At 39.6% G+C, this 22,891-nt stretch carries 27 protein-coding genes and 2 other annotated features; of the genes, 25 read left to right on the top strand and 2 right to left on the bottom strand.

Annotation, left to right across the window (positions count from 1 at the left end):
* Positions 1–17: 17 nt before the first annotated feature.
* On the top strand, positions 18–227 hold the full coding sequence (locus tag T479_RS22090; protein ID WP_024364404.1) for a hypothetical protein: 210 nt from the start codon (positions 18–20) through the stop codon (positions 225–227).
* Positions 228–425: 198 nt separating this feature from the next.
* Here the strand turns inward: T479_RS22090 and corA are convergent, their stop codons facing one another.
* Both corA and T479_RS22080 read right to left on the bottom strand, forming a co-directional pair.
* Complete coding sequence (gene corA / locus T479_RS22085) at positions 426–1,388, bottom strand: magnesium/cobalt transporter CorA (protein WP_024364403.1); 963 nt, start codon at positions 1,386–1,388, stop codon at positions 426–428.
* A 160-nt stretch (positions 1,389–1,548) separates the two neighbouring features.
* On the bottom strand, positions 1,549–2,226 hold the full coding sequence (locus T479_RS22080) for a class I SAM-dependent methyltransferase (RefSeq protein WP_025220853.1): 678 nt from the start codon (positions 2,224–2,226) through the stop codon (positions 1,549–1,551).
* Between the two features lie 124 nt (positions 2,227–2,350).
* On the opposite strand from T479_RS22080, the gene T479_RS22075 reads away from it, so the two are divergent.
* From T479_RS22075 to T479_RS21965, 24 genes are all read left to right on the top strand, one after another.
* Positions 2,351–2,656, top strand: a complete 306-nt coding sequence (locus T479_RS22075) for a DUF4870 domain-containing protein (protein WP_024364401.1) — start codon at positions 2,351–2,353, stop codon at positions 2,654–2,656.
* Between the two features lie 248 nt (positions 2,657–2,904).
* Positions 2,905–3,375, top strand: coding sequence for a CtsR family transcriptional regulator (locus T479_RS22070; protein ID WP_024364400.1), 471 nt, complete (start codon positions 2,905–2,907; stop codon positions 3,373–3,375).
* Between the two features lie 13 nt (positions 3,376–3,388).
* Positions 3,389–3,931, top strand: a complete 543-nt coding sequence (locus T479_RS22065; RefSeq protein ID WP_024364399.1) for a UvrB/UvrC motif-containing protein — start codon at positions 3,389–3,391, stop codon at positions 3,929–3,931.
* Positions 3,928–5,037 carry a protein-arginine kinase McsB gene (locus T479_RS22060; protein WP_024364398.1) on the top strand — a complete coding sequence of 370 codons (1,110 nt, stop codon included), beginning with the start codon at positions 3,928–3,930 and terminating at the stop codon, positions 5,035–5,037. Before T479_RS22065 ends, T479_RS22060 begins: the two co-directional genes overlap by 4 nt.
* Positions 5,027–7,471, top strand: coding sequence for an ATP-dependent Clp protease ATP-binding subunit (locus T479_RS22055; protein ID WP_024364397.1), 2,445 nt, complete (start codon positions 5,027–5,029; stop codon positions 7,469–7,471). Before T479_RS22060 ends, T479_RS22055 begins: the two co-directional genes overlap by 11 nt.
* A gap of 110 nt (positions 7,472–7,581) precedes the next feature.
* On the top strand, positions 7,582–8,958 hold the full coding sequence (gene radA / locus T479_RS22050; protein WP_025220852.1) for a DNA repair protein RadA: 1,377 nt from the start codon (positions 7,582–7,584) through the stop codon (positions 8,956–8,958).
* 301 nt (positions 8,959–9,259) lie between these two features.
* Positions 9,260–10,345: a PIN/TRAM domain-containing protein gene (locus T479_RS22045; RefSeq protein ID WP_025220851.1), complete on the top strand. Its 1,086-nt coding sequence runs from the start codon at positions 9,260–9,262 to the stop codon at positions 10,343–10,345.
* Positions 10,346–10,357: 12 nt separating this feature from the next.
* Positions 10,358–11,053 carry a 2-C-methyl-D-erythritol 4-phosphate cytidylyltransferase gene (gene ispD, locus T479_RS22040; protein ID WP_025220850.1) on the top strand — a complete coding sequence of 232 codons (696 nt, stop codon included), beginning with the start codon at positions 10,358–10,360 and terminating at the stop codon, positions 11,051–11,053.
* 194 nt (positions 11,054–11,247) lie between these two features.
* The gene (gene ispF, locus T479_RS22035) at positions 11,248–11,724 is read left to right on the top strand and encodes a 2-C-methyl-D-erythritol 2,4-cyclodiphosphate synthase (protein ID WP_024364393.1); all 477 of its coding nucleotides are present in this window, start codon (positions 11,248–11,250) and stop codon (positions 11,722–11,724) included.
* Between the two features lie 124 nt (positions 11,725–11,848).
* The gene (gltX, locus tag T479_RS22030) at positions 11,849–13,309 is read left to right on the top strand and encodes a glutamate--tRNA ligase (protein ID WP_025220849.1); all 1,461 of its coding nucleotides are present in this window, start codon (positions 11,849–11,851) and stop codon (positions 13,307–13,309) included.
* A gap of 49 nt (positions 13,310–13,358) precedes the next feature.
* Positions 13,359–13,577 (top strand) — a binding site (T-box leader).
* Positions 13,578–13,758: 181 nt separating this feature from the next.
* The gene (gene epsC, locus T479_RS22025; RefSeq protein ID WP_024364391.1) at positions 13,759–14,409 is read left to right on the top strand and encodes a serine O-acetyltransferase EpsC; all 651 of its coding nucleotides are present in this window, start codon (positions 13,759–13,761) and stop codon (positions 14,407–14,409) included.
* Positions 14,406–15,806, top strand: a complete 1,401-nt coding sequence (cysS, locus tag T479_RS22020) for a cysteine--tRNA ligase (protein ID WP_025220848.1) — start codon at positions 14,406–14,408, stop codon at positions 15,804–15,806. The genes epsC and cysS overlap by 4 nt, the downstream gene beginning before the upstream one ends.
* A 5-nt stretch (positions 15,807–15,811) precedes the next feature.
* Positions 15,812–16,231 carry a Mini-ribonuclease 3 gene (locus T479_RS22015; RefSeq protein ID WP_024364389.1) on the top strand — a complete coding sequence of 140 codons (420 nt, stop codon included), beginning with the start codon at positions 15,812–15,814 and terminating at the stop codon, positions 16,229–16,231.
* Positions 16,231–16,983 (top strand): 23S rRNA (guanosine(2251)-2'-O)-methyltransferase RlmB, encoded by a 753-nt coding sequence (gene rlmB, locus T479_RS22010; RefSeq protein WP_024364388.1) that lies wholly within the window; start codon positions 16,231–16,233, stop codon positions 16,981–16,983. The genes T479_RS22015 and rlmB overlap by 1 nt, the downstream gene beginning before the upstream one ends.
* 2 nt (positions 16,984–16,985) lie before the next feature.
* Positions 16,986–17,498, top strand: coding sequence for an NYN domain-containing protein (locus tag T479_RS22005; RefSeq protein ID WP_024364387.1), 513 nt, complete (start codon positions 16,986–16,988; stop codon positions 17,496–17,498).
* 68 nt (positions 17,499–17,566) lie between these two features.
* Positions 17,567–18,214: an RNA polymerase sporulation sigma factor SigH gene (sigH, locus tag T479_RS22000; RefSeq protein WP_024364386.1), complete on the top strand. Its 648-nt coding sequence runs from the start codon at positions 17,567–17,569 to the stop codon at positions 18,212–18,214.
* Between the two features lie 77 nt (positions 18,215–18,291).
* Entirely contained in the window at positions 18,292–18,438 is a 147-nt protein-coding gene (gene rpmG, locus T479_RS23425) for a 50S ribosomal protein L33 (RefSeq protein ID WP_080653390.1), read from the top strand.
* Between the two features lie 48 nt (positions 18,439–18,486).
* A complete protein-coding gene (gene secE, locus T479_RS21995; protein ID WP_004233589.1) occupies positions 18,487–18,672 on the top strand; it encodes a preprotein translocase subunit SecE in 186 nt (61 codons plus the stop codon).
* Between the two features lie 311 nt (positions 18,673–18,983).
* Complete coding sequence (gene nusG, locus T479_RS21990) at positions 18,984–19,517, top strand: transcription termination/antitermination protein NusG (RefSeq protein ID WP_024364385.1); 534 nt, start codon at positions 18,984–18,986, stop codon at positions 19,515–19,517.
* Positions 19,518–19,748: 231 nt separating this feature from the next.
* Positions 19,749–20,174 (top strand): 50S ribosomal protein L11, encoded by a 426-nt coding sequence (gene rplK, locus T479_RS21985; protein WP_004233593.1) that lies wholly within the window; start codon positions 19,749–19,751, stop codon positions 20,172–20,174.
* A gap of 118 nt (positions 20,175–20,292) precedes the next feature.
* On the top strand, positions 20,293–20,991 hold the full coding sequence (gene rplA / locus T479_RS21980; protein WP_024364384.1) for a 50S ribosomal protein L1: 699 nt from the start codon (positions 20,293–20,295) through the stop codon (positions 20,989–20,991).
* A 57-nt stretch (positions 20,992–21,048) separates the two neighbouring features.
* Positions 21,049–21,195: a sequence feature (ribosomal protein L10 leader region), on the top strand.
* A gap of 32 nt (positions 21,196–21,227) precedes the next feature.
* Complete coding sequence (gene rplJ, locus T479_RS21975; protein ID WP_024364383.1) at positions 21,228–21,728, top strand: 50S ribosomal protein L10; 501 nt, start codon at positions 21,228–21,230, stop codon at positions 21,726–21,728.
* Between the two features lie 72 nt (positions 21,729–21,800).
* Positions 21,801–22,160, top strand: coding sequence for a 50S ribosomal protein L7/L12 (gene rplL / locus T479_RS21970; protein ID WP_010860618.1), 360 nt, complete (start codon positions 21,801–21,803; stop codon positions 22,158–22,160).
* A 74-nt stretch (positions 22,161–22,234) separates the two neighbouring features.
* On the top strand, positions 22,235–22,837 hold the full coding sequence (locus tag T479_RS21965) for a class I SAM-dependent methyltransferase (RefSeq protein WP_025220847.1): 603 nt from the start codon (positions 22,235–22,237) through the stop codon (positions 22,835–22,837).
* Positions 22,838–22,891 lie beyond the last annotated feature (54 nt).

The following is a 22,891-nucleotide window of genomic DNA, read 5'->3' as shown; positions in this document are numbered from 1 at the left end:
TATTGAGGAGGTATTACATGGAGAAGAAGCGTTTTAAGTTTGTGATTCCTGTGATGGTAATTGTAGCAATTGGATCTGTTTATATGTTAACGAACTATTATGCAGAGGTACCTGACTTAAACCAACTATTAATAACGATTTGTGCAACACTAATATCGGGCGTACTGGCATACTTTTTATTCCCGCAGCAAGGTGAAAATAAAGTAGATGATCGAGGTCCCTATTAATTATAGTGGAGACATTTAAAAGTTCCCCAAGTAAAACCAACTATTTTTTAAAATTAAAAATCCGCGTTTCGCCTTCTATGGGTAAAGCATGAGTTGCAACATGTACGAATGTAAGATGTTGTTCCTCATGTCTATTTTCCCTAGAGAGCTATGCGCGGATTTTGTTTTTCAAAAAAATTGTTTTGTTACTGCTTTAAGTTACGGTTTAAACAATTTGAACCAGCCTTTATATTTGAAAAATACCAACATAAATAGCCCAATCAATAGCATAATACCGAGAACGATAAAGTAGCTGTAACGGCCATGTAGTTCAGGCATATTATCAAAATTCATGCCATAAACTCCTGCTATAAATGTTAATGGAATGAAAATGGTGGAGACAATTGTAAGCATCATCATAATGCCATTCATTCGGCTAGAGTTCATAGCCATATAGCTATCACGCATATCTGCGGTCAGCTCACGATTAGATTCGACCATTTCCGTAAGTTTGACTAAATGGTCGTGAATATCCCCAAAGTAGGCTCTTTCTGATTTTTTTAGGGCAAAGCGATAAGAATTAAGTATTCGGTATAATAGGTCGCGCATTGGTAAAATGGTGCGCCGTAAATGGAGTAAATCACTGCGGAATTCAAAAACAATTTGCATCGCATTTACATTACTTTGATAAGTTAATTCATCTTCAAGAGCATTCAAATGGTCCTCAATTTTATAGACGAGAGGGAAATAACTATCAACTATTTTATCAATCGTTTGATAGGTCAGGAAAAAAGTACCGCGTTCCCAATATTTCGGTTGCTCTTCTAAAAGCTTCTGTACTTTATCGATTTCAGGTGCTTCATTTTTGTGGAATGTCACAATAAAATGATCGGAAACGAAAATATTTAATTCCTCAGCAATTAGCGTTTCTTCATTCAATTTATGAATAACGAAAAAGTGATAGTCTTCGTAAAAATCCAACTTTGGTCGTTGTAAACGCATTAAGCAGTCTTCAATCGCAAGCGGATGAAAGTGGAAAAATGTATCAAGCAATAGTTCTTCTTCAGTAGTTGGGCAACTAAAATCTACCCAATACCATTCGTAATGGTTTTGCTTAATGTTTTCAAGTGGAAAGTCCTTTATTAATTGTTGATCTTTCGTCATGGCCATCGTGCGAATCACGGCATTCACCTCAAATCTGTTTATCTCATTTTAAATAAGCACGAAGTCTCCCTTCAAAGCGTGAGAAGTAAAAGAAGACATGGGAAACGTCAGATCGAGTACCCGTAGTACTTATAGTACACCACTAAGTTGCAAGGATGCATCAGGAAGGGATGGAACCTTACTCTTTATAGCATATCCAACCACCAAATAATGTCGTTGCAAAAAATCGTGATGGCTGTGTAAAGCCTGCCTGCTGTAGAAGCGTAACAATGTCATCTTCACGCATAAATGAAAGCGAGCGTATGGACTGCTCCATGCTAGCTAAATCAGTAGTGGAAAGTTTTGTGTGCTGCTGCCAATATGCGCGCCATAGGTCAAATTGTAGCTCTGTGTCAGAAGAGTTGAGCTGTCCATATTTAGAAACAAGCACAAATGGTGCCCCTGATTTTAAATGGCTTGCAATCCCTTTTAATGTAGCAAGCTTCTCCTCATAGGAATTAATAAAATGAAGTACAAGTATACAGCTAGCAGCATCAAACTTTGTTGCAGGGATTGGTGCAGTTAGCATGGTGCCTTGTAGTAATGAAATCGCATTTGGTAGTGAATGTAGACGGTTTTCTGCAATTTCCAACATGGCTTCAGATGGATCGATACCGACAAAGGACCACTGTGGCCTTTGTTCAGCTAACTGTAGTATTTCATTGCCACTGCCGGAACCAACAACTAAAAAACTAGCATTCTCTTGTAAAGCGGATTGATAAAAAGTTTTCGTTAAACGTAGCATCGTATCGTAACTCGGTAAAGTACGACGAATGCCTTTTTCATATTCGTTCGCAAGTGTGCTGTTAAATTCCATCTGTGTATCACATACCTTTCAAAATAATTTTAAAATTGTCGAAACGATTTGAAACTATTTAGCGTATTGCTCCGTAAATAATAGTATTAATAAAAAGACATATTAAAAAGGGAAGGTTGAATAGATGGAAACAAAATGGTCTAAGGTCATCATACATGCCAGTGCGTTTTTTGCGCCATTTTTAGTGCCGATTATATTTTTCTTAATTAGTTCGGAAGAAGAAGTGAAAAACGTTTCTGTGCAAGCTTTATTGTTCCAAATCGCAATGGGCGTACTAATTGTCATTGCCAGTATTTTAAGTATTGTATTAATTGGTTTACCTTTCTTACTAATATTTATCGCTATGGTATACATCGTACCAATTATCGGAATCGTAAAGGCTATTTCAGAGGAACCTTGGCGTTATCCGATTGTCGGTCGCTGGGTATAATTGATAAAGACGCAAGTATATGCAAAAAGCATATGCTTGCGTTTTTTCTATAAGCAAAAAGGGTACATTAAACGATAAGTACGTTTTCGAGTGGTTAAAATTTTTTTACAATCAATCAACGATAAAAATTGCTTTAGACATTTCTCTGTGCGAATTAATTGCAATTATTTTTAAGCGTTTTGTATAATATACTCAAAGATAGTCAAAGATAGTCAAAGTCAGTGAGGTAAGCGAGGTGTATTCCTAACATGCGTAATATTTCAGACATCATAGAAGGCTACTTAAAGCAAGTACTTGAATTAGGTGGAGAAGGGCATATTGAAATTAAACGAAGTGAAATTGCAGATAAATTTCAATGTGTGCCATCACAAATAAATTATGTAATTAATACAAGATTTACAGCCGAGCGGGGTTACCTTGTTGAAAGTAAACGAGGTGGGGGTGGATACATTCGAATTTTACGTGTCCGTGCAAACTCACAAATTGATTTGATTGATGATGTGCTCCTACAAATTGAAGGTGGAGCCTCGCAAACAGTGGCGGAGGATTTAGTATATCGTTTAATTGACGAGCAGGTTATTTCAAAGCGAGAAGCGAAATTAATGTTAGCAGCGGTTGACCGTTCGACTTTAGATTTGCAGCTACCTTTACGGGACAGCATTCGAGCGAAAATTTTGCGAGCGATGTTAACCACTATAAAATACGAAAAGCAAAAGTAAAGAGGTGAGGGAAATGATTTGCGAACATTGCAAGCAGCGCAATGCGACAGTAACTGTGACACAAGTTCAAAATGGGCAGAAGGTGGAGCACCATTATTGCGATGTCTGTGCCTCGCAGTTCCATCCGTTCCATGCAGAGTTTAAACAAGAGCCTGTATCGATTCAACAATTGTTATCCAATTGGTTTGGCTCACCTACATGGCAAAAAGTTGGTGAAAAACAGCAAGCGCCACCTCAGCAACAAACATGTCCACAATGTGGATTTACGTATAAGCGATTTTTAAAAGAAGGTAAATTTGGATGTACCAGTTGCTATGACACATTTAGTGAGCATTTGCCAAAGCTATTTAATCGCATTCAAGCGGGGCCACAGCATATAGGGAAAATGCCTGGTGCTCGAAGCAATGTTTTTGTTATTAAAAAGCAAATTGAAGATATTCGAAAACGCATGAAGGCCGCTGTTGACGAGGAGCAGTTTGAAGAAGCAGCGAAGCTTCGCGACGAAGCAAAAAATCTCGAACAGCAGCTACAATTCGAAGGTGGTGATGTGTCATGATGATTGAATCGTTTTTAGCGCGAGCTACACCTGCATGGATGGAAATGGAGGATGATTATTCAGATATCGTCATCAGTACACGCATTCGGCTTGCTCGAAACTTAGACGGCTATCGTTTCCCTTTAGTTTTTTCAGAAAATGAAGCGTTACAAGTAGAGCAGGCTGTGACACATGCCATTCAAGACAGTCCGAAACTTCAAGAAAGATATTCTTATTTTTCCATAAAAGATTTAACACCGTTACAACGTCAAATTTTAGTTGAAAAGCATTTAATTAGTCCACAGCTTGCGAAAAAAGAGCAAGTCGGCTCCATGTTGCTATCTGAAGATGAATCAATTTGCATTATGGTGAACGAAGAAGACCATTTACGCATTCAATGTATGACGGCGAGTTTTCAACTTCAGAAGGCATACGAGGAAGCAAATAAAATTGATCGTGCCTTAGAAGGAGCCTTGCCATATGCATTTCGAGATACTTTCGGCTATTTAACAAGTTGCCCAACGAATATTGGTACTGGCTTACGTGCTTCGGTTATGATGCACCTTCCCGCACTTACACTGACAGGTCAGATGAATCAAATTATCAATGCAATGACACGTTTAGGGATGACTGTCAGGGGTATATACGGTGAAGGTAGCGAAAATTTAGGTAATGTTTACCAAGTATCGAATCAGATTACACTAGGTAAAACAGAAGAAGATATTTTAGCAGACATTCAAAGTGTTGCAGAAAAAATTATTCAAAAAGAACGGCAGGCAAGAAATAAGCTAATGGAAAAAGCGGAACTTGCCTTAGAAGATCGGATATACAGAGCTTTAGGTACATTAACGCATGCACGCATTTTAACAAGTGAGGAAGCGGCAACCTGTCTATCGAATGTTCGTTTAGGTGTAGATTTACAGTTGATTCAAAATATTAAAGCAACCACATTGAACGAGTGTGTGGTCAGTATGCAACCAGGGTTTTTACAGCACTATGCAGGAGAAGCTTTACCACCTGCTGAACGAGATCGAGTTCGAGCAAAAATGCTCCGAGAGGCATTATTTCTTGAAACAATGAGTAAGCCTACTATAGGGGGAAAAGGAGAGGATTCATATGATGTTTAATCGTTTTACACAACGCGCACAAAAAGTATTACAACTTGCACAGGAAGAGGCAATTCGTTGGAAGCACGAATCAATAGGAACAGAGCACATTCTTTTAGGGCTTATTCGTGAAGGCGGTGGTATTGCAGCGAAAGCATTAGAAGCCATCGATATTAGCCCTCAAATGATTGAAGCGGGGATTGAAGAGTTAGTTGGAAAAGGAACAGAGGATGTTGGACCAATCGTTCATTACACACCACGTGCCAAAAAAGTAATTGAACTATCTGTCGATGAGTCACGTAAATTAGGCCATTCCTATATCGGTACGGAGCACTTACTATTAGCGCTTATTCGTGAAGGTGAGGGGGTAGCCGCTCGTGTGTTAAACAATGCAGGTGTAGGCTTAAACAAAGCTCGTCAGCAAGTATTACTGTTGTTAGGCAATAATGATAACGCACAATCTGGACAACAAGCGACGCAGGCTGCAAATACGCCGACTTTAGATAGCTTGGCGCGCGATTTAACTCAAATTGCTCGTGAAGGTTCGCTAGACCCTGTGATTGGTCGCAGCAAGGAAATTACACGCGTTATTGAAGTACTATCACGCCGTACGAAAAATAACCCTGTACTAATTGGTGAGCCAGGTGTAGGTAAAACGGCAATCGCTGAAGGCTTAGCACAACAAATTATTAACAACGAAGTACCAGAAATTTTGCGTGATAAACGTGTTATGACGCTTGATATGGGGACAGTTGTAGCCGGTACTAAATACCGTGGAGAATTTGAAGATCGCTTGAAAAAAGTGATGGATGAAATTCGACAAGCAGGCAATGTTATTTTATTCATTGATGAATTGCATACATTAATCGGTGCTGGGGGAGCAGAAGGTGCAATTGATGCATCAAACATTTTAAAACCATCCCTAGCACGTGGAGAATTACAATGTATTGGTGCTACAACATTAGATGAGTACCGCAAGTACATCGAAAAGGATGCAGCGTTAGAGCGCCGTTTCCAACCAATTCAAGTGGATGAACCAACTGTTGAAGAAGCAATTCAAATTATTCACGGTTTACGCGATCGCTATGAGGCGCATCACCGTGTGAAAATCACAGATGAAGCAATTGAAGCAGCGGCAAAAATGAGTGATCGTTATATTTCAGACCGCTTCTTGCCTGACAAAGCCATCGACTTAATCGATGAAGCAGGGTCAAAAGTTCGCTTACGTTCATTTGCGGTGCCACCAAACCTAAAAGCACTAGAAGATAAACTTGAAAATGTTCGTTCTGAAAAAAATGCGGCTGTATCTGGTCAGGAATTTGAAAAGGCTGCGTCGTTAAGAGATACAGAGCAAAAGCTAAAAGACGAAATTGAAACGACACGTAAAACATGGAAAGAAGAACAAGGCAAAGCAGAATCGAAAGTAACAGTTGACGATGTGGCAGCAGTCGTTTCTATGTGGACTGGGATACCAGTAGCTAAAATTGCCCATGAAGAATCAGCTAAACTATTACAACTTGAAGAAGAGTTACACAAGCGTGTTGTTGGTCAAGGCGAGGCAGTCGAGGCAATTTCTCGTGCAATTCGACGTGCAAGAGCTGGTTTAAAAGATCCAAAACGTCCAATCGGTTCATTTATTTTCCTTGGTCCTACAGGGGTGGGGAAAACAGAACTTGCTAGAGCGCTGGCAGAAGTAATGTTTGGTGATGAAGATGCGATGATTCGCGTTGACATGTCTGAATATATGGAGAAACATTCGACTTCACGTTTAGTTGGCTCACCTCCTGGTTATGTAGGTTTTGATGATGGTGGTCAGTTAACAGAAAAAGTTCGACGTAAACCATATTCCGTTGTGCTTCTTGATGAAATTGAGAAAGCTCATCCAGATGTTTTCAATATTTTACTTCAAGTGCTGGAAGATGGTCGTTTAACAGATTCTAAAGGACGTGTCGTTGATTTCCGTAATACGGTTGTTATTATGACTTCAAACGTCGGTGCGGATGCGCTAAAATATCAAAAAAATCTTGGCTTCAGCTTAGGAAGCTCAGAGTCGAAACATAAAGATATGAAGGGCACAATGCTTGAAGAATTGAAAAAAGCATTCCGTCCTGAATTCCTAAACCGTATCGACGAAATGATTGTGTTCCATTCATTAGAAAAAGAACACTTAAAAGAAATCATTTCAATGATGGCCAATACGCTAACAAAACGTCTGCAAGAACAAGATATTACGTTAGAGTTAACAGATGCAGCACTCAATAAAATTGCAGAGGAAGGCTACGACCCTCAATATGGTGCTCGTCCACTCCGTCGTGCATTGCAAAAACAAGTGGAAGACCGTCTATCGGAAGAACTGCTGAAAGGCAATGTAGAAAAAGGAAACCAAGTCGTCATTGATTATGTGAATGATGAATTCGTCGTGAAGAAAAAAGAAGGCGTTTCAATTTCCAAATAAGCGGTTAGCCTATTTAACAAGCATAAATTCGGAAGACAGCGAGGCATATCGTGCCAAGCTGTCTTTTTTTATGTAAAATGAAAATAAGAACAAATATTCGAGGTGGTATGATGGCGAAGAAAAAAATTAAATTTGTCTGTACAGGTTGTGGCTATGAATCGGCAAAGTGGATGGGACGTTGTCCAGGATGTGGTGAATGGAATAAAATGGTTGAGGAAGTGGAGGTTGTAGCAAAAGGCCCTAGAGGAGCATTCCAACACTCTGCAACCGTCACGCAAAAAGCTGTACCTATTATCCAAGTAGAAGCGGCTGAGGAGTCCCGTGTAGCTACAGAAATGGGTGAACTCAATCGTGTCTTGGGCGGAGGAATTGTTCCGGGATCTCTAGTGTTAATCGGGGGTGATCCGGGTATCGGAAAATCGACATTGCTATTACAGGTGTCTGCGTTATTGTCCAATAAAGGTCATCGTGTGCTCTATATTTCTGGTGAGGAATCCATTCGACAAACGAAACTGCGTGCAGAGCGTTTAGGGGTTGTATCTCAAGAGCTGTATATATATTCGGAGACGAATTTAGAATTGTTAAATCAAACAATCGACGATGTACAACCAAAGTTTGTTATTGTGGATTCTATCCAAACGGTGTTCCATCCAGAGGTGACAAGTGCGCCAGGTAGTGTATCGCAAGTACGTGAATGTACAGCGGAGCTAATGCGGATAGCGAAAACAAAAGGCATTGCCATTTTCTTAGTTGGACATGTGACGAAGGAAGGGCAAATTGCGGGACCGCGTATTTTAGAGCATATGGTAGATACAGTGCTGTATTTCGAAGGAGAACGACATCACAACCACCGTATTTTACGGAGCCAAAAAAACCGCTTTGGCTCTACAAATGAAATAGCTATCTTTGAAATGCTTCAGGGGGGCTTAAAGGAAGTTTTGAATCCGTCTGAGCTATTTTTACAGGAACGTTCACAAGGTGCAGCAGGTTCAACAATCGTGGCATCGATGGAGGGAACAAGGCCAATTTTAGTAGAAATCCAATCACTTGTAACCCCTACAAGCTTTAATTATCCGAAACGGATGGCAACAGGGGTGGACCAAAACCGTGTGCAATTGCTTATGGCAGTGCTTGAAAAGCGCATGGGCCTCATGTTACAGGCACAAGATGCATATATTAAAGTTGCTGGCGGAGTAAAGCTAGATGAACCTGCCATTGACTTAGCTGTCTTGACGAGTATTGTGTCTAGCTTTAAGGATCAGGCAGTACGGGGAACAGATTGCTTTATTGGAGAAGTAGGGTTAACAGGAGAGGTTCGTCGTGTCACACGAATTGAACAACGTGTGCTAGAGGCGGCAAAGCTAGGGTTTAAGCGAGCATTTATCCCTGCTTCTAATATTGGCGGTTGGGATTTCCCACAAGGTATTGAAATAGTTGGTGTGGAAACAATTAAAGATGCATTAAATGCCTGCTTTAGAGAGCTTTAAAGACATGCAGTAATGCGTCACCATGTTGCGTCACGCTAGGCGTCTGTTGCTAGATGATGAAGTGGTTTCAACTAAAATAAATGCATGTTGGGCGACATCCTAGCATGCATTTTTACTTCATAGGTGCAACAATCATTAATTTCATGAAATTGGATAACAATTATTGTGGAAATTAGGCATCTCTTAAGCCTTCCATAACGTCCAATAAACTGAAGGAAATTTAATAATGTTTTGATGAGCTCAAAAAAGATTTTCTACAGTAAAATATGTATAATCGAATATAAGAATTGGAGGTGACAGTATGAAAAAATTTATTCAAATTGCTTTTTTACTGATTGGAGGAGCTTTAGGCCTTGTTTTCTTACCGCCATTATACGAATTGCTTCATTTATCATCTAATCCATGGCTTGATAATCCTTACGTATCAGTTGCTTTAGGTGCGTTTTTACTATTTACATTATCATTTGCTTTTTCCGATTATTTTGTTCGGTTAATTAGCTGGATGGAAGAGGTACTTTTTAAAGTGCCTGTTGGAGATTTATTATTTGGTACGCTTGGGTTAATTGTAGGACTTATCGTAGCCTATTTCCTAGGCTTTGCGATTGATAGCGTTCAAATTCGCGGTATTTCAGAAGTAATTCCAATTATCTTATCTTTTGTACTTGGATATTTGGGATTCCGTGTAGGTTTTAAAAAGCGAGATGAGTTACTTCAGTTATTCACCTTACGTGGGAATAATGCAAAGAAAAAAGCTGCTGAAGGGATTGACGTACCAGAAAATCGCGGTAGTTATAAATTGCTAGATACCAGCGTTATTATTGATGGGCGTATAGCGGATATTTCGGAAACAGGTTTTATTGAAGGCGTTTTGGTTGTACCGCAGTTTGTATTAACTGAGCTACAGCATATTGCAGATTCCTCAGATACATTAAAACGTACAAGAGGTCGCCGTGGTTTGGATATATTAAAGAAACTGCAAGATGAACGTATGACAAAAGTAGAAATTACCGAAGAAGATTTTGAAGATGTGCAGGAAGTGGATTTAAAACTTGTACGTCTTGCAAAGAAAATGGATAATGATACACAAATTGTGACGAATGACTTCAACTTGAACAAAGTATGTGAATTACATCAGGTGAAAGTACTGAACATTAATGATTTGGCAAATGCAGTGAAACCAGTTGTGATTCCTGGAGAAGATATGCAAGTGGTCGTTATTAAAGATGGGAAAGAGCATAACCAAGGTGTGGCTTATTTGGATGATGGCACGATGATTGTTGTAGAAGGAGGCCGCAATTTTATCGGACAGGCCATTACTGTAACGGTAACGAGCGTTCTACAAACATCTGCAGGTCGAATGATTTTTGCTAAGCCAAAGGACGATTAGGAAGTGGACAATGTGCAGTATGAAGTAGTGCTTCCGGCAGCAGGCAGCGGCAAGCGAATGGGAGCAGGTCAAAATAAATTATTTTTAGAGCTTTTAGAGAAACCGATTTTAATACACACATTAGAGGTATTTGAGCAAGATGAAAACTGTACTGGCATTTGGCTTGCGGTGAAACCTGAAGAACGTGCTGTTATTCAAAAGATGCTAGCAAACTATGGAATCTCTAAGGTCAAAGGCTTGCCTGATGGTGGAGCAGAGCGACAGCATTCAGTGCATGCTTGTATGAAAGAAATGGAGCAGGTTGATATTGTTTTAGTGCATGATGCAGCCCGCCCATTTATTACGCACGATATTATTGCAAACCTTGTACAAAGTGCGAATAATTTTGGTGCTGCAATCGCTGGTGTTCGTGCAAAGGACACAATGAAAAAAGTGCGTAATGGCATCATTGAAGAAACGGTGGACCGTGAAAGCTTATGGATGATTCAAACGCCTCAAGCCTTCCGCTTCGATTTGATAGTAGAAGCGGAAGATGTGGCTGAGAAAGTGGGCTTCCTCGGAACAGATGAGGCGATGTTAGTCGAGCGACTTGGTCATGAGGTGCACATTGTTGAAAGCAACTATGAAAACGTAAAGATGACAACAAAAGAAGATTTACTTTTTGGTGAAGCTATTTTACGTAAACGAGCGTTGGAGAATAATGTATAATCGCTTTAAAATCTCATCAGCAGAAGTAGCTGATGAGGTTTTTTTATACGATGGTAAACAAACTATAATATGTGGACTATAGTCGTTACGGACAGCTCAATTTCCTAGGAAATATGTTAAACTGTCTATAAATAGAAAATGAAAAAGGCAGGTGAATGCTGTTGCAATGGTCACTGTTGTAACGGCAGTATTGTATGTTTCGAGTAGGACAAGGTTTTGACGTACATGCATTTGAAGAAGGGCGTCCATTAATTATTGGTGGTATTACAATACCGCATGAAAAGGGTCTAGTAGGGCATTCGGATGCGGATGTCTTATTGCACACAGTAACTGATGCTGCGCTGGGGGCGATTGGAGAAGGGGATATTGGGCGACATTTTCCAGATACAGACCCAGAATGGAAAGATGCTGATTCAGCAAAGTTGCTAGAGTATATTTGGAAAATCGTTGAGGACAAAGGCTATGTGCTTGGCAATGTTGACTGCACAATTATGGCGCAACGTCCGAAAATGGCGCCTTATATTGAACAAATGAGAAATCGTATTGCAACTCTATTAAACGCTGATGCATCACAAGTAAATGTAAAAGCGACAACTACTGAACGACTCGGCTTTACAGGACGTGAAGAAGGCATTGCTTCAATGGCAACAATTTTACTGATTAAAAAATAAAAAAATGGCGCGTGTCCACTTGAAAAACACGCGCTACTTTAATTTCCTATACTACAGTGGTAAAATGAACAAAGTTAATAAGGTCGGAATTATTTTCAGACGAATATTTAGGAGGCATTTAATTATGACGAAAGAAGTTCGCGTTCGTTACGCGCCATCACCAACTGGATTTTTACATATTGGCGGTGCACGTACTGCGTTATTCAACTATTTATATGCAAAACATCATAACGGTAAATTCATCGTGCGTATTGAAGATACGGATATTGAGCGTAATGTAGAAGGTGGAGAAGCGTCTCAGTTAGATAACTTAAAATGGTTAGGTATCGAATATGACGAATCCATCGACATTGGTGGGCCGTATGCACCTTATCGTCAAATGGAACGCTTAGATATTTACAAAGAGCATGCTGAAAAGTTATTACAACAAGGCACAGCGTATAAATGTTTCTGTTCATCAGAAAAATTAGAAGCATCTCGTGAAGAACAAAAAGCTCGTGGTGTTGCAGCACCTACTTATGATGGAACTTGCCGTCATTTATCAGCGGAAGAAGTAGCGGCTAAAGAAGCGGCTGGCGAACAATATACAATTCGTATGCGTGTACCTGAAAACGTAACATATGAATTTGATGATTTAGTACGTGGACATGTAGCGTTCGAATCGAAAGATGTGGGCGACTGGGTACTTGTGAAAGCAAACGGTATTCCAACTTACAATTACGCAGTAGTATTAGATGACCACTTTATGGAAATCTCGCATGTGTTCCGTGGTGAAGAGCATTTATCAAACACACCAAAACAAATGATGATCTTCGATGCATTTGGCTGGGAGTATCCTCGCTTTGGACATATGACATTAATCATCAACGAAAATCGCAAAAAGCTATCAAAACGAGACGAATCCATTATCCAATTCGTAACGCAATATAAAGACCTTGGTTACTTACCAGAAGCGATGTTCAATTTCTTTGCTTTACTTGGTTGGTCTCCAGAAGGTGAAGAAGAGATTTTCTCTAAAGAAGAATTTATTAAAATCTTTGATGAGAAGCGTTTATCGAAATCACCATCTATGTTTGATAAGCAAAAGCTGACTTGGATGAATAATCAATACATCAAAAAATTATCTTTAGAAGAAGTAGTGGCATTATCTTTACCGCACTTACAAAAAGCAGGCTTATTACCAGAAGAGTTAACAGCAGAAGAGCGCGCTTGGGCAACAGATTTAATCGCACTTTACCATGAACAAATGAGCTTTGGTGCTGAAATCGTGGAACTGTCAAGCCTATTCTTTAACGATCATATTGAATATGATGAAGAAGCAAAAGCCGTTTTAGCTGGCGAGCAAGTACCAGAGGTAATGGCTGCATTTAAAGCACAACTTGAAAATTTAGAAGAGTTTACACCTGAAACTGTCAAAGCAGCTATCAAAGCTGTACAAAAAGAGACAGGTCATAAAGGTAAAAATCTATTTATGCCAATCCGTGTTGTGACGACTGGTGAAACACACGGTCCAGAGTTACCAAATGCGATTTGTTTAATTGGTAAAGAGAAAACAATTGACCGTGTAGAAAAATACGCGAAGTAATAGAATTTTATTGACAATTTATATTGTCGATGTAAAATGAATGTACATTGTGAAAGCGTTGATAAGGAGAAGTACGTAGCGCATGCTCTAAAGAGAGGACCATCACCGGCTGAAAGTGGTCTGAGCCAAGGCAAAACCGAAATGCACCTTTGAGCATAGAGCTGAACATTAGTAGGCTCTATCGGTTCGTTCCCGTTATAGGACGTCCAAAGTGGAAGGCTTTTGCCTTCAATCAGAGTGGAACCGCGCAAATTTCAGCGTCTCTGTCATTCCTTTATGGGAATGATAGGGGCGCTTTTTATTTTTTAAAAAAATTCATGTGTTAGATGTAAGAGGGCAATCATTACTAATAACAATAGGTTTTAAGGCTATTCATTGTGCGGGGTGTAGGATTTAAGGTCGCAAGGTTGAGGTCATGACACACATTGTAACGAAAAGGGGGAGTTTTAATGTTTAAAAGAATGAAGGAAGATGTAGATACTATTTTTGAGAATGACCCAGCGGCGCGCAGTGTACTGGAAGTCGTGTTAACATATTCAGGCTTGCATGCTACATGGGCGCATCGTATTGCACACTGGTTTTTTAAAAGACGTTTTTATTTTATCGCACGTGTAATTTCACAAATTAGTCGTTTCTTTACAGGAATTGAAATACATCCTGGTGCTAAAATTGGTCGACGCTTCTTTATCGACCATGGGATGGGAGTAGTTATAGGGGAAACGTGTGAAATAGGCGATAATGTTACCCTTTATCAAGGTGTTACACTAGGTGGTACAGGGAAAGAAAAAGGAAAGCGCCATCCGACATTAGAAGATAATGTATTAGTTGCCACTGGTGCCAAAGTATTGGGTTCTATTACAATTGGTGAGAATAGTAAAATTGGCGCAGGTTCAGTCGTTTTAAAAGAAGTGCCACCGAACGCTACGGTAGTAGGGATTCCTGGTAAAGTTGTGATGAAAGATGGCGTTCGTTTAGAGAAAAAACTAGACCATCAAAATATTCCTGACCCTGTAGAGGAACGTTGCCAAGGTTTCGAGAAGCAAATCGCAGCATTGCAAGAAGAAATCGGGCGCTTACAAAAGGAGAGAGAAAAACAATGAGTATTCAAATTTTCAACTCATTAACAAGACAAAAAGAAACGTTCGTACCGCTAGAAGAAGGAAAAGTTAAAATGTATGTTTGCGGTCCGACGGTTTATAACTATATTCATATTGGGAATTCACGTCCTGTCATTGTTTATGATACGGTTCGACGCTATTTCCAATATAAAGGTTACGATGTGAAATTCGTCTCTAATTTCACGGATGTCGACGATAAGATTATTAAAGCAGCTAATGAGCTCGGTGAGGAAGTTCATGAACTTACAGATCGTTTCATTGCCGCATATTTTGAAGATGTAACTGCATTAGGTTGCAAAAAGGCAGATGTCCATCCTCGTGTAACGGATCACATGGATGATATTATTGACTTTATTAAAGTGTTAATCGACAAAGGTTATGCATATGAGTCAGCGGGCGATGTCTATTACCGAACTCGAAAATTCAATGGTTACGGAAAATTATCACATCAATCGGTAGATGATTTGAAAATTGGTGCACGTATCGAAGCGGGCGAGAAAAAGGATGATGCATTAGATTTCGCATTATGGAAAGCAGCAAAGCCTGGCGAAATCTATTGGGAAAGTCCTTGGGGCAACGGCCGTCCTGGATGGCATATTGAATGCTCTGTGATGGCGCGTGAGCATTTAGGTGATACAATTGATATACATGCAGGTGGTCAAGATTTAACATTCCCGCATCATGAAAATGAAATAGCGCAATCCGAAGCGCATAATGATACAACATTTGCGCGTTACTGGATGCATAATGGATATATTAATATCGATAATGAAAAAATGTCAAAATCCCTTGGTAATTTTGTGCTCGTGAACGATATCCGTAAACAAATCGACCCGCAAATTTTACGATTCTTTATGTTATCTGTTCACTATCGCCACCCAATTAACTTTGCAAAGGATTTAGTAGATGCTGCAGCAACAGGTTTAGAGCGTATTCGTACTGCATATAACAATGTTAAGTACCGCCTATCTGCAACTGCAAGTCTTGGCGATTGCTCAGAGGAATGGCTCCGTCAAATTGCTCAACAAAAGGCGCAGTTTGAGGAAGCGATGGATGATGATTTCAATACGGCGAATGCTATTTCAGTATTATTTGAATTAGCGCGTATTGCAAATATTTACTTAAATGAAACAAATACGGATGAGAAAGTGTTATTAACTTTTATTGAAACTTTTGAGGTATTAGGTGACGTCTTAGGTATTGAATTTGCTAAAGAAGCTGAACTACTGGACGAAGAAATTGAAGCATTGTTGCAAGAACGCGTAGAAGCGCGCAAAAACCGTGACTTTGCCCGTTCAGATGAAATTCGTGACCATTTACAAGCGCAAGGTATCATTTTAGAAGATACACGCCAAGGGACAAGATGGAAACGAGGGTAAGTAACTTGGATAAACTCCGAAATGAAGATGTGAAGCAATTAAATGCATTAGCGCTTGCATATATGGGAGATGCGGTTTTAGAACAGAAGGTACGGGAGTATTTACTGCGTAGCGGACGCGTAAAACCGAACACACTCCATAGAGAAGCAACGCATTATGTATCAGCAAAGGCACAGTCAACAATTGTACATCGCATGATGGATGAAAACTTTTTAACAGAGCAGGAATTGGCAGTGTTCCGACGTGGACGCAATGCCAAATCCGGTTCTGTTCCCAAAAATACAGATGTACAAACTTATCGCAATAGTTCAGGCTTTGAAGCGGTACTTGGAAGCTTGTACTTACTAGGTGAATTAGAACGCGTTTATGCCATCATTGCATACGCTATTCAAATAATCGAGGAATTAAAAGGAGTGTCAAAATAATGGCAGAACAAAATGGTGAAATTATTGCCGGTAAAAACCCAGTGTTAGAAGCACTTCGTTCAGGCCGCGATATGAATAAAGTATGGATTGCAGAAGGTGTAAAAAAATCAGGGGTCAATGAACTGCTTGATTTAGCGCGCGAACGAGGCATCATTGTACAGTTTGTACCGAAAAAAAAGGTCGATCAATTATCAGATGCTAACCATCAAGGAATTGTGGCATCTGTAGCAGCATATAGCTATGCAGAACTAGACGATTTATTTGCAGCGGCACAAAACAAACAAGAAGATCCGTTTTTCTTAATTTTAGATGAGTTAGAAGACCCGCATAATTTAGGCTCTATTATGCGAACTGCAGATGCAATTGGCGTACATGGTATTATTATTCCAAAGCGTCGCTCAGTGAGCTTAACAGCAGTTGTGGCGAAAGCGTCAACAGGCGCCATCGAGCATGTACCTGTCGTGCGTGTTAATAACCTAGCCCAAACAGTCGATGAGTTAAAAGAACGGGGCGTATGGATTGCTGGTACGGATGCAAAAGGCTCTGCGGATTATCGCAAAATGGATGCAACTCTACCGCTTGCTATTATTATTGGTAGTGAGGGTAAAGGGATGGGGCGCCTACTAAAAGAGAAATGTGACTTTTTATATCATCTGCCTATGGTTGGGCATGTCACATCATTAAATGCTTCTGTAGCTGCGGCGCTTTTAATGTATGAAGTGTATCGCAAACGTCAAGAAGCGAATGACTAACGATGAAGAACATTTTGCTTGTTGACGGCTATAATATGATCGGAGCTTGGAAAGAGCTACGTCCATTACGTGACACGAACTTTGAAGATGCACGTAAGCGTCTAATTGAGCTTATGGCAGAATATAAAGCGGCGATAGGGTGGCGCGTGATAGTTGTTTTTGACGCCCATCTTGTGCCGGGCGTGGAGCAATCTTATATAGAAAATGGCGTCGAGATTATTTATACAAGGAAAAATGAAACAGCAGATGAACGCATTGAAAAGATGACACAAGAACTAAAAGCAAGACATATTCAAATTCACGTGGCGACTTCCGATATGGCTGAACAAAGTGTTATTTTTGGCAATGGTGCACTACGCAAATCGGCAAGAGAGCTTGAAATTGATTTAAGCATTATTCAACATAAAATTTCTCATGATGTAAAACGTAAGCAGGATAGCAAGCCACCTTCACGTATAGAGCTAAAGCCAGATGTGGCACTTGCTTTTGAAAAATGGCGCCGTGGTTTGAAATGATTGATTGACTGATATTTTCCAATTCCGTTATACTGTTCCTAATTATCTGTTGCAGCTGAGGTGATACCATGTTTAAAAATAGTATTGTACAAGTGACACAAGATTTTGAACGATTCAATGATGAAGAGCTTATTGAAATGGTGCATCAAGGTAATACAGATGCGTTGGATTTTTTAATTACAAAATACCGTTTGCTAGTAAGAGCAAAGGCGAGATCCTATTTTTTAATTGGTGCTGATAAAGAAGACATAGTACAAGAAGGAATGATTGGCTTGTATAAAGCTGTCCGTGATTTTAAAGGGGACAAGCTAGCTTCTTTTCGAGCTTTTGCGGAGTTATGTATTACAAGACAAATTATTACTGCAATTAAAACAGCAACAAGGCAAAAACACATTCCACTGAATTCCTATGTTTCGTTAGACAAGCCTATTTTTGATGAGGAATCTGATCGTACATTAATGGATGTATTAACAGGGGCGATTATGGATGATCCAGAAGAGTTAATGATTCATAGAGAAGAGTTTGGTTATTTAGAAGAAAAAATGAGTGAGATTTTAAGTGAATTAGAGCTACAAGTGCTAGCTCTCTATCTAGATGGGCAATCCTATCATGAAATTTCTGCAAAACTGAATCGCCATGTGAAGTCAATTGACAATGCTTTGCAACGAGTAAAGCGGAAATTAGAGCGACATTTAGTGCTCGAGGAAATGTCGTAGAGGTCACTTACCCTTGTTGACATTGACAATTTTAGGTGTTAGTCTTTAAAAGACAAAGTGCCAAAAAAGGTGATTACATGACAAAGAAAGTCGTGCTAAATTGTGAAAAATGCGGTTCGAGAAATTACACATTTCCTGCTAAGGGAGATTCTACTGTACGCCTCGAATTAAAGAAATTTTGCTCGCATTGCAATGAACATACAGTGCATAAACAAACGCTATAAAATATTTTGTAAATAGACAGATATGATTGATTCGGAGGTTAGGCTAGAATGGGTAAGATTAAAAGTTTTTTCAGCGACGTAATGTCGGAAATGCGAAAAACTAGCTGGCCAAAAAGTAAAGAACTGACGAAATATACAGTCGTTGTAATTTCAACTGTAGTAATTATGGCTTTATTTTTTGTGTTAGTAGACTTAGGTATTTCATCATTATTCCGCTGGTACTTAGATTTATAATTAGAAAAGAGCATGTTAATACTTTTGAAAATAGCCCGTCCTTTCCAATAACGGGTTTTTTCGTTTGTTTTATGAAGTAAAGAGCAGTAAAATGTTCTCATTATGATAAGCGTGCTACTAGTAAAAGTATGCTGGTAGCAATAGATGACTATGCTAATTAGGTATTTATCATCGGGCTTTCGCTTGCTATGGCGAAAGCTATGTTTTTCTATTGAGAAGCTTGTGAAAAGAATAAAGGATGCAAAATTGCATATCGCGATCATTTTCACTTTTATTAGTAAGGGAGGGACGGACGAGTAGTCCTAGCAGTTATGGAGAAAAATTGGTATGTTGTTCATACGTATTCAGGGTATGAGAACCGTGTAAAAGCAAACCTAGAAAAACGTGTTGAAACAATGGGGATGCAAGATAAAATCTTCCGTGTTATCGTGCCTGAGCATGAGGAAACAGAAATGAAAGACGGCAAAAAGCGCACAATGATGCGTAAAGTTTTCCCTGGTTATGTCCTAGTAGAACTCATTATGACAGATGATTCTTGGTATGTTGTACGTAATACACCAGGAGTAACTGGCTTTATCGGTTCATCAGGTGGTGGAGCAAAACCAACACCGCTATTACCAGAGGAAGCGGATCGTCTATTACAACAAATGGGTATGACAGATAAAGTTGTTGAAATCGATATCACAGTTGGTGAAGCGGTTGAAGTATTAGAAGGACCGTTTGCGCACTTCCAAGGGCGTGTTGAAGAAATTGACGCTGAAAAAGGAAAACTGAAAGTATCTGTAGATATGTTTGGTCGCGAAACGATTATGGAACTGGATTTTGAGCAAATTCAAAAATTATAACTTTAAATTCTAGTAACTAATTAGTGTATGATTGAGCGTATAACGCAAATTTTGTTAATTACTACTTGCTTAAAAAAATTAAAAGTGGTATCATTTCAAAGGTCAGACTGTCAAACTTCGGTTGACGTCTGTAATGATAATTTTAATGTTATCGGCACTTAGCTGACAGACAGATATTGAGTGGGAGGGGCAACCCAATTACCACATCACGGACTTAAGGAGGTGTGTCTCGTGGCTAAAAAAGTTATTAAAGTTGTTAAACTTCAAATCCCTGCTGGTAAAGCAAACCCAGCTCCACCGGTTGGTCCTGCATTAGGTCAAGCAGGTGTGAACATCATGGGATTCTGTAAAGAGTTCAATGCGCGTACTGCTGATCAAGCTGGTCTTATTATTCCGGTTGAAATTTCAGTATTCGAGGACCGTTCTTTCACTTTCATTACGAAAACTCCACCTGCAGCAGTTTTACTTAAAGTAGCAGCTGGTATCCAATCTGGATCTGGTGAACCAAACCGTAAAAAAGTTGCAACGGTTAAACGTGATAAAGTTCGCGAAATCGCTGAAACTAAAATGCCAGACCTTAACGCTGCTTCAGTTGAAGCTGCTATGTTAATGGTTGAAGGTACTGCACGAAGCATGGGTATTGTTATCGAAGACTAATTCCCATTTACTTGATGTTTTTGTTTTTTGGAAGGTTGCGGAGTTTCTTTGTGAACGCGCAACCTTTATTCGTGGGAGGTAAAATCCGCTATAACCACAATCAAGGAGGAAATATATAATGGCTAAAAAAGGTAAAAAACTGCAAGATGCAGCGAAATTAATCGACCGTAACAACGTATACGGCGCACAAGAAGCAATCGAACTTGCTCAAAAAACTAGCACAGTAAACTTCGACGCTACTGTAGAAGTTGCTTTCCGTTTAGGAATCGATACTCGTAAAAACGACCAACAAATCCGTGGTGCAGTAGTGCTACCAAACGGTACTGGTAAAACTCAACGCGTATTAGTATTCGCTAAAGGTGAAAAACTTAAAGAAGCAGAAGCTGCTGGCGCTGACTATGTAGGCGATGCAGAGTACATCCAAAAAATCCAACAAGGTTGGTTTGACTTCGATGTAATCGTAGCAACTCCTGACATGATGGGTGAAGTTGGTAAACTTGGTCGTGTATTAGGACCTAAAGGCTTAATGCCAAACCCTAAAACTGGTACAGTTACATTTGACGTAACAAAAGCAATCGAAGAAATCAAAGCTGGTAAAGTAGAATACCGCGCTGACAAAGCTGGTATTATCCACGCTCCTATCGGTAAAGTTTCTTTCGCAACAGAAAAACTTGTAGAAAACTTCTTAACTGTATTTGACGTTGTTCAAAAAGCAAAACCTGCTGCAGCTAAAGGTACTTACATGAAATCTGTAAATGTTACAACTACAATGGGCCCAGCTGTTAAAATTGACGCTGCTAACGTAGTAGTAAAATAATTTATTTATATAAATCGGTTGACAGCTATCCGCATCTTTGGTATGATGGATGCTGTTGTGAATCATCCATTTGTACCGTAGACAGTAGGAGTGACTTGTCACTTAATGTTCCTACCGAGGACATCGGAATTCGGATTCTTATTTTAAAGATGATGACTTTCAGCCTCTGTGTCTATATGACTCAGAGGCTTTTCTTTTGTCGGTATAAATGACCCATTCTAATAGGAGGTGTCATCATGAGCAAAGCAATCGAAAACAAACAATCTCAAGTGCAAGAAATCACAGAAAAATTCCAAAGCGCTGCTTCTGTAGTGGTAGTGGATTACCGTGGTCTTAATGTTGCACAAGTGACTGAACTTCGTAAACAACTTCGTGAAGCTGGTGTTGAGTTTAAAGTTTACAAAAACACTTTAACTCGTCGTGCTGCTGAAGCTGCTGGTGTTGAAGGGATCAACGAAGTATTAACTGGTCCTAACGCAATCGCGTTCTCAACTGAAGATGTTGTAGCTCCTGCTAAAATCATCAACGAGTTCGCTAAGAAAAACGAAGCTTTAGAAATTAAAGCAGGTATTATTGAAGGTGCAATCTCTTCTGTTGAAGATGTTAAAGCACTTGCAGAACTTCCATCACGCGAAGGTCTTCTTTCAATGCTTTTATCTGTACTTCAAGCTCCAGTGCGCAACTTCGCACTTGCAACAAAAGCTGTTGCAGAACAAAAAGAAGAACAAGGCGCGTAATTTCTTACGTAGCATAACTTCCGCGGCTTGACCGCAAAAAACTAAAACATATCCAATTAGGAGGAAATTATAATGAACAAAGAGCAAATCTTAGAAGCTATCAAAGCTATGACAGTTCTTGAATTAAACGATTTAGTAAAAGCTATCGAAGAAGAATTCGGTGTAACAGCTGCTGCTCCAGTAGCAGTAGTTGCTGGCGGTGCTGCTGCAGCTGAAGAAAAAACAGAATTCGACGTAGTATTAGCATCTGCTGGTGCTGAAAAAATTAAAGTAATCAAAGTGGTTCGCGAAATCACTGGTTTAGGTCTTAAAGAAGCTAAAGAAGTTGTAGATAACGCTCCTAAAGCTCTTAAAGAAGGCGTTTCTAAAGATGAAGCTGAACAAATCAAAGCTAAACTTGAAGAAGTTGGCGCATCTGTAGAAGTTAAGTAATCTCGTATTACTTTTATACAAAAGGAAGCTCGTCATTATGGCGAGCTTTTTCTTCATTCTGAGGAGGCGTGAAAATGTCAGATCACTATTATACAAGTAAGCCTCAAACTGAAAGTAAACCTCGTCACTGGACGTTCAAGTTACTTGGGCATACGTTTTCCTTTGAAACGGATGCAGGTGTATTTAGTAAAAGCGAAGTAGATTTTGGATCCCGTGTATTAATAGATGCGTTTCAAATGCCGGCTGTGGATGGTGCTATTTTCGATGTAGGTTGTGGGTATGGACCGATTGGGTTGTCTATTGCCAAAGCAAATCCTGAGCGAACAGTATTCATGATGGATATTAATGAGCGGGCAGTTGCGCTTTCACAAAAAAATGCGCAAGTAAACGGTGTTCAAAATGTACGTATATTTGTAAGTGACGGACTATCGAATGTTGATGATGAGGCGAAAGCTGCAGCTATTTTAACCAATCCTCCAATTCGCGCAGGAAAGGAAACGGTTTTCCGCTTTTACGACGGTGCTTATGATAAGTTAGTGACTTCTGGAGAGCTCTGGGTAGTAATTCAGAAGAAGCAAGGTGCACCATCAACGGTTAGCTATTTAGAGGAAAAATTTTCTGCAGTGGATATTGTGGAAAAGAAAAAAGGCTACTGGATAGTGCGTGCAAAAAAATAAATGAAATATGTATAAAATATTGACTTGACAAAACGGCTATGATAATATGATACA

Source organism: Lysinibacillus sphaericus, from assembly GCF_000600105.1.
Lineage (GTDB): Bacteria > Bacillota > Bacilli > Bacillales_A > Planococcaceae > Lysinibacillus > Lysinibacillus sphaericus.
The sequence above is the reverse complement of the archived record's forward strand: the minus strand, read 5'-3'. Positions and strand labels throughout refer to the sequence as shown.